The organism is Shewanella eurypsychrophilus (assembly GCF_007004545.3).
In the GTDB taxonomy this organism is placed as follows: domain Bacteria; phylum Pseudomonadota; class Gammaproteobacteria; order Enterobacterales; family Shewanellaceae; genus Shewanella; species Shewanella eurypsychrophilus.
Map to the genome: position 1 here is coordinate 2,747,114 of NZ_CP045503.2, position 15,299 is coordinate 2,762,412.

The 15,299-nt window shown below is 44.5% G+C and carries 11 protein-coding genes; all 11 read left to right on the forward strand.

The features are described from left to right. Positions 1-4 precede the first annotated feature (4 nt). Positions 5-1,333, forward strand: a complete 1,329-nt coding sequence (ssnA, locus tag FM038_RS11570; RefSeq protein ID WP_142871133.1) for a putative aminohydrolase SsnA — start codon at positions 5-7, stop codon at positions 1,331-1,333. Positions 1,334-1,347: 14 nt separating this feature from the next. Further along, positions 1,348-3,525, forward strand: a complete 2,178-nt coding sequence (locus tag FM038_RS11575; protein ID WP_142871132.1) for a xanthine dehydrogenase family protein molybdopterin-binding subunit — start codon at positions 1,348-1,350, stop codon at positions 3,523-3,525. Continuing rightward, positions 3,515-3,994: a (2Fe-2S)-binding protein gene (locus tag FM038_RS11580; protein WP_142871131.1), complete on the forward strand. Its 480-nt coding sequence runs from the start codon at positions 3,515-3,517 to the stop codon at positions 3,992-3,994. The genes FM038_RS11575 and FM038_RS11580 overlap by 11 nt, the downstream gene beginning before the upstream one ends. Then, on the forward strand, positions 3,988-4,842 hold the full coding sequence (locus tag FM038_RS11585; protein WP_142871130.1) for an FAD binding domain-containing protein: 855 nt from the start codon (positions 3,988-3,990) through the stop codon (positions 4,840-4,842). The genes FM038_RS11580 and FM038_RS11585 overlap by 7 nt, the downstream gene beginning before the upstream one ends. Before the next feature lie 165 nt (positions 4,843-5,007). After that, a complete protein-coding gene (gene pyrB, locus FM038_RS11590; RefSeq protein ID WP_195873261.1) occupies positions 5,008-5,937 on the forward strand; it encodes an aspartate carbamoyltransferase in 930 nt (309 codons plus the stop codon). A 2-nt stretch (positions 5,938-5,939) separates the two neighbouring features. Next, a complete protein-coding gene (gene pyrI / locus FM038_RS11595; RefSeq protein WP_142871220.1) occupies positions 5,940-6,398 on the forward strand; it encodes an aspartate carbamoyltransferase regulatory subunit in 459 nt (152 codons plus the stop codon). 417 nt (positions 6,399-6,815) lie between these two features. Then, on the forward strand, positions 6,816-7,610 hold the full coding sequence (gene ygfM, locus FM038_RS11600) for a molybdopterin-dependent oxidoreductase FAD-binding subunit (RefSeq protein WP_142871129.1): 795 nt from the start codon (positions 6,816-6,818) through the stop codon (positions 7,608-7,610). Positions 7,611-7,612: 2 nt separating this feature from the next. Beyond that, positions 7,613-10,483 carry a molybdopterin-dependent oxidoreductase Mo/Fe-S-binding subunit gene (locus FM038_RS11605; protein ID WP_142871128.1) on the forward strand — a complete coding sequence of 957 codons (2,871 nt, stop codon included), beginning with the start codon at positions 7,613-7,615 and terminating at the stop codon, positions 10,481-10,483. 180 nt (positions 10,484-10,663) lie between these two features. Beyond that, a complete protein-coding gene (locus FM038_RS11610; protein ID WP_142871127.1) occupies positions 10,664-12,076 on the forward strand; it encodes a nucleobase:cation symporter-2 family protein in 1,413 nt (470 codons plus the stop codon). A 146-nt stretch (positions 12,077-12,222) separates the two neighbouring features. Then, positions 12,223-13,539, forward strand: a complete 1,317-nt coding sequence (gene guaD, locus FM038_RS11615; RefSeq protein ID WP_142871126.1) for a guanine deaminase — start codon at positions 12,223-12,225, stop codon at positions 13,537-13,539. Between the two features lie 280 nt (positions 13,540-13,819). Continuing rightward, on the forward strand, positions 13,820-15,193 hold the full coding sequence (locus FM038_RS11620) for an NCS2 family permease (protein ID WP_195873262.1): 1,374 nt from the start codon (positions 13,820-13,822) through the stop codon (positions 15,191-15,193). The last annotated feature ends 106 nt before the right edge of the window (positions 15,194-15,299 follow it).

Here is a 15,299-nt window from a genome sequence, read left to right on the forward strand (position 1 = left end):
TCAAATGATTTTACTTAAAAATGCAACAGGGGTTCAATTTGAACCTGGCTTCATCAGGGAGAGTGTCGATATCGTTATCGATGGCACCGTGATAAAAGAGGTCGGCGATAACCTATCGGTCAAGTATCCAGACGCTACTGTGAAAGACATGAAGGGCAAGTTAGTGATGCCAGGTATTGTCTGCTCACATAACCATTTTTACTCGGGCCTTGCTCGAGGCATTATGGCCGACATTAAGCCAAGTCCAGATTTTATCTCAATACTTAAAAATCTCTGGTGGAAGATGGATATGGCGCTCGATGAAGAGGCGGTATATTACAGCGGGCTAATCTGTTCATTGGAAGCGATAAAAAGCGGTTGTTCATCGGTCATCGATCATCATGCATCGCCAAACTTTATCGGTGGCTCACTCAAGACATTGCGCAGTGGTTTCTTAAAGGCGGGTCTGCGTGGTATGACGTGTTATGAAACGACAGACCGCAATGGTGGCATTGAGGAGATGCGAAAGGGCGTTGAAGAAAACATCAACTTCGCGAACCTGATTGATTCAGCCAAGAAAGCTGGCAATGAGCCTTACTTAGTCGAAGCACATATTGGGGCGCACGCACCCTTTACGGTCAGTAATGAAGGCTTGGCTATGATGAGCGAAGCAGTTAAGTGTACTGGCCGTGGTGTCCATATTCATGTTGCCGAAGATCTTTATGATGTCAGTCATAGCCATCATCTTTATGGTCAGGATATTGTCGAGCGCTTAGATACCTTTGGGCTTATCAATGACAAGACCTTACTAGCACATGGCCTGTTTTTATCAGACCGTGATGTAGATATATTGAATGCCAAGAATGGTTTCCTTGTTCACAATGCGCGTTCAAATATGAATAACAATGTGGGATATAACCATAAGCTTTCTCGCTTCAAAAACGTCGCACTCGGTACCGACGGTATCGGTGCTGACATGCTTGAAGAGCTTAAATTTGCCTATTTCAAGCACAGAGATGCAGGTGGGCCGTTATGGCCTGATAGCTTCCTTAAGAGCTTGTGGAACGGTAATGAGATTCTAGCGAGAAACTTTGGTGCGAAATTTGGTCGATTAGAGGCGGGTAATAAGGCCGATTTGACTATTTTAGATTATATGAGCCCAACCCCGTTTGTTGCTGACAATCTAGCTGGTCATGTGGCTTTTGGTATGAATGCCGGCAATGTTAATAGTGTGATGGTAGAGGGTAACTTTGTCTATGAAGACAGAGCGTTTCCTTTTGATGTTGCACCAATCTATGCAGAAGCTCAAAAGGTTGCGGCCAGAGTGTGGCGCAATATGGATAAACTTAGCTAAACTGAGACAAAATTATGGTCACGGTAAATACGCAATTCAAACAAGCTGAAGCTTGTGGAGTCGCAGAGTATGTCGCCGATCGCCATTTCGAAGGACAATTGGAGGGGCGGTTTTACCGCTCCTCATGTTCTCGCGGCGTGATTGATGATGTTCAGCTCCCCACATTTCCTCCTGGGTACCATCTCTTTAGTGCAAGTGATGTCCCAGGTAAAAATGAGCTACCAATTGTTGAAAATGATTGGCCTGCATTTGCAGATAAAGAAGTTCGCTATATAGGCCAAGTGGTCTATCTCTTGGTTGGTCCAGATCCTGAGGTCTTAGAGGATCTCATTAAACAGATAAAAATCACCTACATCAGCTCCACTCCCGCCTTTACTATCTCTCAATCCCAAGCAATGAAAGACGGTCCTATCTGTGGTTCCGATAATCAGTTTGATCATCATGAGTTAATCAAGGGGGACATCGATAAAGGGTTTGCTGAGGCTGTGACCATTATCGAAGACTCTTGTTCAACCAGCTATCAAGAGCATCTTTATCTGGAAACCCAAGGTGTGATTGGTTATCCCAAAGAGGGGAAAATTGTTATCGAAGGTTCGATGCAATGCCCTTGGTATGTGCATCACTGTATGAGCCATGTACTCGGTCATGACAAGGTGAGAGCGATTCAATGCACAACGGGGGGTGGCTTTGGTGGTAAAGAGGATTTCCCTGATGTGTTAGCCGGGCCATTAGCGGTTGCTGTAGAGCATTTACAGTTGCCCATCAGACTCATTTTTAATCGTACAGAAGATATCGCCTTTACATCGAAACGCCATCCGGTTGAGTTTAACTATCGCACCGGTGTCGATAAAGATGGAAAAATTGTCGCAATGGATCTGAAGTTAGATATTAACTCAGGCGGTTACTTTAGTTTATCTGGCATCGTGCTACAGCGTTCGTTAACCACTTGCACCAATGTGTATGACATTCCTAATGTGAGGGTCAGCGGCACCGCCTGGGCAACCAATACAGTACCTAATGGTGCGTTTAGAGGTTTTGGTGCGCCGCAAACCTGTTTTGCCATCGAAACCCACTTAAGCCATGTGGCTAAAGAGACGGGTCAAGATCCCGCAGCCTTTAAGCAAGCGCACTTTCTTACCAGCCAGTCTAAGACGCTTACCGGTGCAGAGATCTATGGCGATATGGTACTCGATCAGATGATGACACGTGCCGATGAGCTTAGCGATTATCATGAAAAAGTTAAGAGTTACGCGGCACAGGTACAAATGAGTGACGATAAATTCGGTAAACGCCGGGGTATTGGTCTTGCTGTGTTCCAACATGGCTGTGGATTTGCCGGCGATCTAGAAGATATTTTAGTGAAAGCGAAAGTCGCTATCGTTAAGGACCCTCAAGGTAATGTCGAGATTCTAGCGTCAAATACCGATATTGGACAGGGACTAAGCCTGACCTTTTGTAAAATCGTTGCTGAGACCTTAGATATTCCTTTGGATCGCGTTCACCAGGCAAGGCCCGATACTGACAAGGTGCCAGATTCGGGGCCCACAGTGGCTTCACGCTCGATTCTTATCGTGGGTTACCTTCTGGAAAATGCCGCTAAGGAACTCAAAGAGAACTGGATTGAAGGTGTAGAGCAGCGTTTTGAGCAGGTTTATAAGAAACCTGATTATCATCACTGGGATCAGCAAACCTATCAGGGCAATGCCTATCAGGCCACGAGTTATGGCATCAATGTGGTTGAGATAGAGTTAGATCTTGTCACATGTCAAAGTGAAATTTTGGGGCTATGGGCTGTTTATGACGTAGGTCATGCCATTGATGCTCTGGTATTTCAAGGCCAAATAGACGGTGGTTTAGTGCAAGCCATTGGTTATGGGAGCAGTGAAAAGCTAGAACTGAATGAGCAAGGAACGTTTGCTCAAAAAAGTATGGCAGATTATGTGATCCCTACGTCGCTTGATGTGCCAAAGATCGTTAGCTCACTGGTCGAAAACCCTTATGAATTCGGTCCTCAAGGCGCAAAAGGCGGTGGCGAGCTTACCCATAATGGCGGTGCTGCGGCGTATGTTGCGGCGGTAGAATCAGCCATTGGCGTAAACATTTCATCGATTCCGGTGACTCCTGAGCTGATCAGCGAACTGCTCTATGGCTGCGAAAATGGTGACGAAAGTGGAGGCAAGAATGAAGATTGATTTTACGCTCAATGGCCAAGCGCGCAGTCTTAATGTTGACCCATTGCAGCCGCTGCTGACGACGCTGCGCGATGTGATAGGGCTTAAGGCAACCAAGGAGGGCTGCGGTGAAGGTGAGTGCGGCGCCTGCTCTGCCATTGTTAATGGCAAGCTGGTTAATACGTGTTTGTTTCCTATTGCCCAGGTTGATGGCGCACAAGTGCTTACGCTTGAGGGATTGAGGGAGACACCGAGGGGGCGCTGCTTAATTGATGCGCTACTGACAGCTAAAGGTGTCCAGTGTGGATTTTGTACACCAGGCATGGTGTTAGCGCTTTATCAGGTGCTAGTAAATAGCCCGGATGTGACCCAAATAACGGAACATGAAATCCGTGTGGGGATCTCAGGTAACCTTTGTCGATGCACGGGCTACGGCATGATTGTCGATGCGGTTAACATCGCTATCGAGCAAGGAGAAGGGTTATGGTAATTGCATATCGGCCAGAGACAACGGCGCAAGCGGTGGAATATTTAGCCAGAGGTGATGTGGCAATATTTGCAGGTGGTACTGACATCATGGTTGGTGATAAACCTGTCTGCCGCTCTTTCAAAGGAGAGCCCAGTGCCATGTTGTTTATCGATGCCATCGATGAACTTAAAACCCTGTCTGATAACAGCAAGACCATCACTGTCGGAGCAGGATTGAGCCTCACGGAACTTGAAAATGATCATCGTGTTCCTAAGCTGCTGCGCGACAGTATTTTACAGGTTGCGGCCCCTGGAGTGCGAAATTGCGCGACGATGGGAGGCAATGTATGTAATGCGTCGCCGGCAGCAGATACCTTGCCCATCTTATACTTACTCGATACTCAGGTAGTGGTCAGCTCAGTCAATGGTAAAATCACCTTTCCCATTGAACAATTTATCAAAGGGCCGGGGATTACGCAGCTTACATCAAGTGATCTCCTGACTCAGTTAGTGATACCTAAAACTGAGTTTAGCCACACTTTCTATCGTAAAGTGGGAACGCGCTGTGCCAATGCGCTGACAAAGGTCTCTATCGTTGGGGCTGCCAATATTCAAAATGGTCTGCTAAGTGATTGGCGAGTCGCATTTGGTGCGGTTGGGCCTACTGTGGTTCGTGATCAACAGATTGAATCATTGCTGATAGGTAAACCTGTTGCCTGGCTTAAGCAACATCATAATATCCAATCAATCATTGAGGCATATAAAGCTAAAATTAGTCCGTTAAGCGATCAACGTTCGACGGCAACGTACAGATTAAGGACGTCACTAAAACTACTGGAAAAGTGGTTAACAGAACTCAGCGATGGGTAAGTGATTCATCGCGATAGCCTAGAGAGTAATTTTGTTGATATTTTAGCAAAATTACTTGATCTGGGCCGTGATTTTATATCGATTTAACGCCGAGTACACCTATACTCATTTGATCGGAAAGGGTATAATTCTTTTCCGATTTATCATCGGATTAGGACCTACAAAATGCACAATCCTCTCTACAATAAAAATATAATCTCAATACCTGATCTATCCCGCAGTGAGCTTGAATTAATTGTTGCTACCGCTCAAAGTTTAAAACAGTCACCTCATCCAGAATTACTCAAAAACAAGGTTATTGCGAGCTGCTTCTTTGAAGCGTCAACCCGTACACGTCTATCTTTTGAAACGGCAGTTAATCGCCTGGGTGGCAGTATCATAGGTTTCCCTGATAGTGGTAACACCTCTTTAGGCAAAAAAGGGGAAACCCTTGCTGATTCAGTACAAGTGATCTCCTCTTACTGTGACGCTTTTTTTATGCGCCATCATCAAGAGGGGGCTGCACGCCTTGCCAGTGAGTTCTCGTCAGTGCCAGTGATCAATGGCGGTGATGGTTCAAATCAACACCCGACGCAAACATTACTCGATCTGTTCAGTATTTATGAGACTCAGGGAAGTTTAGAGAAGCTACAGGTTGCCTTTGTCGGTGATCTAAAATATGGCCGCACCGTGCATTCGTTGACGCAGGCGCTATCTCTGTTTGATTGTGAATTTCATTTCGTTGCTCCCCAAGCCTTGTCTATGCCTGATTACATCATCGATGAGCTAAAAGAAAAAGGAGTTAAGTTTCATCTTCATGATGATCTAGATACCGTCATCGGTTCACTCGATATCATCTACATGACACGAGTCCAAAAAGAGCGTTTCGATGAGACTGAATATCAGCATATGAAATCTAGCTTTATTCTTAATGCACAGATGCTAACTGGGGTTAAATCTAATCTCAAAGTGCTGCACCCACTCCCGCGTGTGGATGAGATCACGACAGATGTCGATCGCACTCCTTATGCCTACTATTTCCAGCAGGCTGAGAATGGCGTTTATGCAAGACAGGCGCTACTGGCGCTTGTGATGACCGATGAGTTTGGAGTTTGATGATGAAAAAGCATTTGCAAGTTGAAGCAATTCAGTCTGGTACTGTTATCGATCATATCTCTGCTGGGCAGGGGATTAAGATACTCAAATTTTTTGATCTTTCCAGTGAGTCACAGCGCATCACAGTGGGGCTAAACTTACCCAGTCACGATGGTGCCAATAAAGATCTTATTAAAATTGAAGGCCTGACTTTTAATAAAGAGCAAGGCAATCAGTTAGCCCTGTTTGCACCGAAAGCAACCATTAATGTGATTGAAAACTTCGAAGTGGTTAACAAGTTTAAGGTAGAGCTACCCCAGCAGATTGCTGGTGTATTCTCATGTCCTAACAGTAACTGTATCAGTCATAATGAGCCTGTTGATAGTCGCTTTAATCTGACGACTAGAGCACATCGTACTAAGTTGAAGTGCCACTATTGTGAGAAGGCCTTCGATAAGGGGCTATTCACTGAGCTAGATTAAGTTTTCTAATGCGAGTGATAAAGCGGTGTAGCTCTTGGCTGCACCGTTTTTTTATGTCTAAAAATTTGGCTTATGCTAAATAAGTAACTATCAATATCAATAGCTAAGGTTTGATGATGATATCTATCAAAGTGATAGTTTTTATTAATATGATAGTTTTTTGAGCACAATATTTTTGATGAGAGTTTATTTTAAACAATATTGATATAACTGAAAAAGGCTAACCGCACCATATCCCCCTTATAACCTGCTGTAAACTTATCTATTTATCCAACTTCTTGCGCTTGATCACACTTCGTATTCAAAAAAAACTGACCTACCTCTCTTGGCGTACATATTGCTCTTTAATCATTAATAGCTAGTTCATTTGAATTTTTTTATATAAAGAAATTAGCAATAAATAGGAAAGGTCAAAATATGATTCAGCAATTCTTAAAACCAGATTCAACATCAGAAGCGATGAAGCTGATGCGCTTGCACAGCAATAATGCGACTTGGTTTGCAGGTGGTTCTAAATTGAATGCAATGCCAACCAAGACAGATAAAACCATCGCTATCTCCCTTGCATCCCTTGGAACTAATAGTATTGAAAGCCGTAGTACTGGATTACACATTGGTGCAATGTGCCGCGTGCAAACCTTAGTTGAACATGAGTTAGTGCCGACAGCATTGCAGTTTGCAGCTAAATTTATCTACTCAAAACATATGCGTAATCAAGCGACTCTTGGAGGTGAAATTGCAGCATATCAAGCTGAATCTCTTCTTTTACCAACATTAATCGCCATGAATGCAAAGTTGATACTGGCAGAGTCTGGTGAAATCTTGGTGGAAGATTATATCGCCTCTGAACAGCGTGAACTCATTATGGAAGTGGTGATCCCCGATCCTAATTTAACCTGCCTTTCTTACAACATTACACGTTCGGCTGCAGGCTTGAGCATTGTACATGCTGCCGTTTCCCTAAGCAGTAAAGGTGAAAAAATTATTGTTCTAGATGGTGTCTCTCCCTTCAAACATGGCATACCTACACCCATTCGCTTACGTGACTTAGAGAACCAAGATCTTGAAGGTGATGCACTAGAGCAAGCGGTGAGATCCATGATTATGCCTGAGTCTGATATTAAGGGCAGCGCAGAATACAAGCGTTATATCGCCAGTATTGTCATCTCAGATCTACTGACTGAGTGTAAACGCATTCAAAAGGAGTGTTAATTATGGCTATTAAATTAACCATAAATGGTCGTGAAAAAACAATAGACAGTGATTTAGGCGAAAATGTACAGATCCTGCTAAAAAAATTAGGCTATAACTCAGTAAGAAATAGTGATGATGGTTTTGGCTTTGCCGGCTCTGACGTTATTTTAGTCAATGGCACACTGATGAACGCCTCACTGCTTATTGTAGGTCAGCTCGAGGGTTGTGAAGTTGAAACGGCTGAATCTTTAGGTAGCTGGAATGAGCTTAGCCATGTTCAGCAGGCAATGGTCGATGTTGGGGTGGTACAGTCGGGTTATAACGACCCAGCTATGTCACTTATTATAACCGAATTGCTTAAGCACAATCCCAATCCTAATCGTGAAGAGATTGATGATGCATTAACCGGGATCTTCAGTCGTGATACGGGTTATCAGCAATATTATGAAGTGATTGAACTTGCTGTCGCGCGTCTATCTAATCCTGATTATCAAAAGCAGTTTGCGCCAGAATTTCGTGATGACTTGTCGTTTATTGGGAAAAATACCCCTAAGACAGATGCCGCAATAATGGTGCAAGCTAAGCCATGCTATGTTGAAGATAGGATCCCTGCAGATGCTTGTGTGATCAAGATGCTACGCAGCCCACACCCACATGCATGGCTCACTCATTTAGATGTCACTAAAGCTGAGGCCCTAGAAGGCGTAGTTTCCGTGATCACTCATCTTAATTGTCCAGATCTGGCCTATACACCAGGTGGTCAAAGTGCTCCCGAGCCATCACCACTAGATAGACGTATGTTCTGTCAAAAAATGCGTCATGTGGGTGATAGAGTCGCGGCAGTTGTGGCTGAATCGGTTGAGGTCGCAGAGCTAGCGCTCACGTTAATCGAGGTTGAATATCAGGTGCTTAAGCCGGTTATTTCGATTGATGATGCAAGAGCCGAGGATGCACCAATTATTCATAATGGTCCTATCGAATATAAGGTTGCGCCTCCAGCGGATCTTGAAGAGCAGAATCGTAATGCCGATCCTAAAGAGGGCAAGTTTATCGTTAACTTCCCTATCGGCTGTTTTCCACGCAAGAACATCGCAGCGAGCGTACGTGGTCATATAGGCGATCTGCAAAAGGGCTTTGATGAAGCCGATTGCATTATCGAGCGTACCTATGAGTCTAAGCAAGTTCAGCAACTGCCAACAGAGACCCATATCTGTTACAGCTATATGGATGGTGATCGCCTTGTTATGCATGACTCGACTCAGGTGCCATGGCACGTACGACGTCAAGTCGCTAATATCATAGGTGTTAAGCAAAACAAAGTTCATATCATCAAGGAGCGCGTTGGCGGTGGTTTTGGATCAAAGCAAGATATCTTACTTCAAGATGTTTGTGCTTGGGCTACCTGGACCACTGGACGTAAAGTCTATTTCCACCATACCCGTGAAGAGGAGTTTATTGCTAACTCCACCCGTCACGTTGCTAAAGTGCATGTAAAAATAGGTGCTAAGAGTGACGGTACGCTCACGGCTATCGATATGGACTTCCTCGCTAACACTGGTCCTTACGGAAACCACGCCTTGACCGTTCCTTGTAATGGACCGGCTTTATCACTGCCACTGTATCCCTGTGATAACGTCGATTTTCGTGTAACGACTTATTATTCCAACATCTGTCCAACTGGTGCCTATCAAGGGTACGGCGCACCCAAAGGAAACTTTGCGCTGACTATGGCGATGTCAGAGATGGCAGATATGCTGGGTATTGATCACTTAGATATGGTCGAGAAAAACCGTGTTAGAGAGGGTCAAGAGCTTAAGATCCTTGCAGCCATTGGAGAAGGCAAGATGCCTGCTACGGCACCAAGAGCCATGAGCTGTGCCCTAGAACCGATCCTTAAGAAGGGTCGTGAGATGATTAACTGGGATAGTGAGAAGAAGCGCAATGGTGACTGGCGTATTGGCCGCGGCGTTTCAATTATTCAGCAAAAATCTGGGATCCCAGATATCGATCAAGCTAACTGTTCAATCAAGATGGCTTCTGATGGCACCTTTATTGTCCACTCCGGTGGTGCCGATATCGGTACCGGTCTTGACACCGTTGTAGCCAAGTTGACCGCCGAAGTGCTTCGTTGTCCACTCGACGAAATCACGATTCACTCTGGTGATACCGATCATGCTCCGTTTGATAAGGGCGCCTATGCCTCATCGGGTACCTGTTTTTCGGGCAACGCAGCTAAGATCGCAGCAGAAAATATGCGTGAGAAGATCTTAAAGTGTGGTGCTGAGATGCTAGAGGAGCAGGTCGAGGATGTCACCATTGTTGCCCCAGGCTTAGTCAAAGGCCAAAAAGGGCAGGTGAGCTTCTTTGATATAGCGCACCGCGCTGAAAGTGGCACTGGCTGGGGACAACTCCTGGCTAACGGCTGCTTTATCACTCCGTTATTTGCTTTCCCTTATGGCGCTAACTTTACCGAAGTTGCGGTCAATGTTCGCACCGGTGAAATTAAGCTTGAGAAATTCCATGCGCTGCTTGACTGTGGCACGCCAATAAACCCAGATCTAGCTCTCGGTCAGATTTATGGTGCCAGCATGCGCGCCATTGGTCACAGCTTAATCGAAGAGCTGATCTACGATGAGAACGGTATACCTCTCACTCGAGATCTGAAATCCTATGGTGCACCTATGATCGGTGATCTTCCAAAGGAGTTCAAAGCGGTATTGGTACCAAGTGATGACAAGGTTGGCCCCTATGGCGCTAAGTCTATCTCTGAAATTGGCGTCAATGGTGCAGCCCCTGCAATTGCTTCGGCGATTCATGATGCTTGTGGCGTCTGGATCCGCGACTGGCACTTCACACCTGAGAAGGTACTCGCAGGGCTAAGTAAGATATAAGACTTAGCGAGTTTTACCTGCAATCACGTGGGTGTTCAGACAAAGATATCTGTTCACCCTAATATTTTACGCGAGTTATCTGTTTCTGTTTGATCTGTAGTTTACCGAAAACCTCTGACTGCACATTTTGTGTGGTGAGATTGCATGACTCGCCGTTAAGAGTTGGGATAAGGAATCGAGATGAAACTGTTATACAAAGTTGAAGATAGGCCACCATTAGGTGCCGGAATTGTTTTGGCGCTGCAGCATATGCTTGCTGCGATGGGGGCAATTGTTGCCGTTCCACTTGTTGTTGGCTCAGCCATTGGTCTCTCTACTGGTGAGATGGTGATCTTAGTTAACGCAGCTCTAATGGTCTCTGGTATTGTGACCATCATTCAATGTAAAGGTGTTGGCCCCGTAGGTATTCGTTTACCTGTTGTCATGGGAACCAGTTTTACCTTTGTCGCTATCTCTATATCAATCGGTCTTGAATCTGGTGTCTCTGCCATATTCGGCGCGGCATTAGTTGGATCATTTGTGATGATCATTGGTAGCCGTTTTATGCCACAGATCAGAAAGCTATTTCCTCCGGTGGTTTCTGGCACCGTTGTCGTGCTCATTGGTCTAACTATTTTACCTGTTGCTGTCGATTGGTTTGCTGGTGCTTATGTTGGTCAGGAAGAGTATGGTCAGTTAAGCAATCTAATGCTTGGATCGTTAGTCCTACTGGTAGTGATTGTACTTTCGCAGTTCGGCAAAGGCATTGTCGCTGCTGCAGCGATAGTCCTAGGTATGTTAGTGGGTTACTTAGTCGCAATAGCGCTTGGTGTTGTCGATTTTAGCCCTATACAGGAAGCACAGTTTTTTTCCCTGCCAGAAATATTACCTTTTGGGATCAGTTTTACCATTAGCGGTATCATTGGGATGTCAATTGCCTACCTGGTGACAATTATGGAGTCAACCGGTGACTTTTTAGCCTTGAGTGATGCCACTCATACTAAATTAACGGGTGATAAACTGTCTAAAGGGATCCTATGTGACGGCTTAGGCAGTGCACTTGCATCTACATTAGGCACAACTCCTTTCTCATCATTTAGTCAAAATGTCGGAATTGTCTCAATTACGGGCGTTGCAAGCCGTCATGTTGTTGCGTTGACAGGTTTGATTATGCTGTTTGCCGGTCTTTTTCCTAAAATTGGTGCCCTTGTGGTGACCATACCCTCACCTGTTCTCGGTGGTGCTGGCATTGTGATGTTCGCCATGATTATCTCATCGGGCATAGGCATTCTCTCAAAAATCAATTTCACAAAACGTAACATGCTAATCATTGCTGTAGGTGTTGCCACCGGTATGGCTGTGACTATGCGCCCTGATATCCTTAATTATCTACCCGATTCCGTTAAGGTCGTTTTTGGCTCAGGGATCACTGCGGGATCTTTGGTTGCACTACTACTGAATATTGTACTTAGGGTGAGCAAGTCAGATGAAGCCCAGTGCACCGAAGAGAAGCGAGAGTGCTTAGAAGAGATGATTAAGGAGTGCGATGCCTGCGCTGCAGTGGCTCTGGAAAAGGAAGAAGCAAATAAAGCAAAAATTGAGACAACACAGTAATAAGTCAACATTGGAACGGATATCGGTCACAAAAGGTTGTACTGAATAAGACGCGGCATACTTGGACGATTAATAATAATCTTAGCATTCAAAAACAAGCGTATATTAGTACAACCTACTGATAGCAATAATAATTAGGGGTAATGATGGAATACAATCATACATTAAAAGCAATACGAGCATCGATGTTAGACGTCGCTTGTGTTGTGGATGATCCTGTAGATATTGAGAAAAATGTACGCTATATAGAAGATGGATTGCTACTTGTCACCAATGGCCGCATTGAGTGGGTTGGTGAGTGGGAAGAGGGCAAGGATAAGATCCCTGAAGGGGTAAGAGTACGTAGCTATCCAGGTAAAATAGTCATGCCTGGCTTTATTGATACCCATATCCACTATCCTCAGTCAGAAATGGTGGGAGCTTATGGTGAACAGTTGCTGGAGTGGCTGGATAACTATGTATTCCCTACCGAAGTACGTTACAAGGATAAAGACTACGCCAAGGAGATGTCAGAGTTTTTTGTAAAGCAGCTCCTTCGCAATGGTACGACTACCGCACTCGTATTTGGTACTGTGCATCCTGAGTCAGTCGATTCACTGTTTGAGGTGGCTGAAAATATCAATATGCGCATGATTGCCGGTAAGGTGATGATGGATCGTAATGCGCCAGATTACCTGCTAGATACGCCCGAGATAAGCTATAACCAAAGCAAAGAGTTAATTGAAAAGTGGCATAAAAAGGGACGTTTGCTATATGCCATCACCCCTAGATTTGCGCCAACCTCGTCTCCTGAACAGCTGGATATGGCGGGTAAACTTAAAAAAGAGTTTCCAGATACTTATATGCACACTCATCTTTGTGAAAATAAGAGTGAGATAGAGTGGGTTAAAGAGTTGTTCCCAGATCGTGCCAGCTATCTTGATGTGTATCATCATCATGGACTTACTGGGCCTAAGAGTATATTTGCGCACAGTATTCACCTTGAAGATTGTGAGTGGGATTGTTTACAAGAAACAGACTCTGCAATCTCTTTCTGTCCCACATCCAATCTATATCTAGGCAGTGGTTTATTCAAACTTCAAGAGGCGTGGAAACGTAAGGTTAAAGTGGGTATGGGTACTGATATTGGTGCAGGAACGACCTTCAGTATCATGCAGACTCTGAATGAAGCCTATAAAGTGATGCAGCTACAAGAATATCGATTATCGGCATTTGAGGCATTTTACTTGGCAACATTGGGAGGCGCCAAGTCGCTATCATTGGATCACCTTATCGGTAACTTTGAAGTGGGTAAAGAAGCAGATTTTGTGGTTATCGATCCCTGCGCAACCCCTCTACAGCAGCTTAGGTTCGACAACTCTAAGTCGTTAGCCGATGAGCTGTTTGTACTCATCACCTTAGGTGATGATCGCAGTATATACCGTACCTACGTAGATGGCCGTTTAGTCTACGCTCGAAACTAATTTTGACCATTTAGTCTACGCACGAAACTAATCAATAGCAAAAAGGAAAATCAAGTACGAACGGGAATATCCTGACCTTAGTGTCAAGATATATGGTGAAGTATGGGCTTACGGTAAGTTACCAGCAGTATAGCTGAGCTTATCTATTGAACATTAGGTTAAGGTTTACCCACGTTTATACCTACAGTGGTTGCTTTAGCTCGTCTGCTTGAAGTCTAAAATGACACTTGCAGGGTGGTCAGTCAGTCCATATTTTGTGGCTACAAAAGGAAGCAATGACATGTCTATAAGTAAAACTGTTAACGATGAAGTTGTACCGGCAGAAAAGATCCCTTCAAGTCGATTAGATCAGTATTTTCATATATCTGAGCGAGGAAGTAATGTCCGGCAGGAAGTAATTGCGGGCGTCACAACATTCTTAGCAATGGTTTATTCAGTGATTGTAGTACCGAGTATGTTAGGTGTCGCAGGCTTTGATCCTGGGGCTGTGTTTGTCGCTACTTGTCTGGTATCTGCTTTTGGCTCACTCTTGATGGGACTTTGGGCTAAATTACCAATGGCTGTTGGTTGTGCTATTTCACTTACCGCCTTTACCGCCTTTAGCTTAGTGTTAGGGCAAGGGATCAGCATTCCAGTTGCATTAGGTGCAGTATTCCTGATGGGTGTAGTGTTCACAGCTATTACAGTGACAGGCGTTCGACAATGGATATTAACTAACTTACCTTATGGTATCGCCCATGGTACAGGTATAGGTATTGGTCTGTTTTTATTACTTATTGCGGCAAATGGAGTTGGACTTGTCGTTGCTAATCCCCATGATGGTTTACCTGTTGCTTTAGGCGAGTTTAATTCACTCTCTGTGATCATGTCAGTCATAGGCTTAGCTGCAATTTTAGGGCTTGAGAAACGCCGTATTCCAGGTGGCATTTTGATAGTTATTGTCGCGATATCTATCTTTGGTTTGATATTTGATCCTGCTGTAACCTATCAAGGTCTTTTTGCTATGCCAGAATTTGGTGGTGAAAACTCACTGATTGGTACAATGGATGTGATGGGGGCAATGAATCCTATTATTATTCCGACAGTACTTGCCTTGGTGATGACAGCAATCTTTGATGCTACAGGGACTATTCGCGCTGTTGCAGGTCAAGCAAATTTACTCGATAAAGATGGTCAGATAATCAATGGTGGTAAAGCACTTACAACTGATTCGGTAAGTAGTATTGTTGCCGGTGCTGTGGGTGGCGCACCAGCTGCTGTTTATATTGAGTCTGCTGCGGGTACCGCTGCCGGTGGTAAAACAGGTCTAACTGCGACAGTCGTTGGTGGACTATTTATCTGTATGTTGTTTCTAGCACCGCTTAGTTACCTTGTCCCTGCGTATGCAACTGCACCCGCGCTGATGTATGTAGGTCTACTCATGTTATCAAACGTCAGTAAGCTTGATCTTAACGACTCGGTTGATGCCTTGTCTGGATTAATGTGCGCTGTATTCATTGTTCTGACTAGCAATATTGTTACTGGTATCATGCTTGGCTTCTCTGCACTTGTTATTGGCCGAGTGATCTCAGGTGAATATAAAAAACTTAATGTCGGTACCGTTATTATCGCGATTGTTCTCGTGGCATTTTATGCCGGTGGTTGGGCAATTTAGTAAGTTAAGCTTCATTTTATAGTGAAGTGAAATTCGTATTAAATTAATATTTTCAACGTGATCCGTTAAATGCATTATTAATGCGAAGTTTCAGATAAGCTTGTAT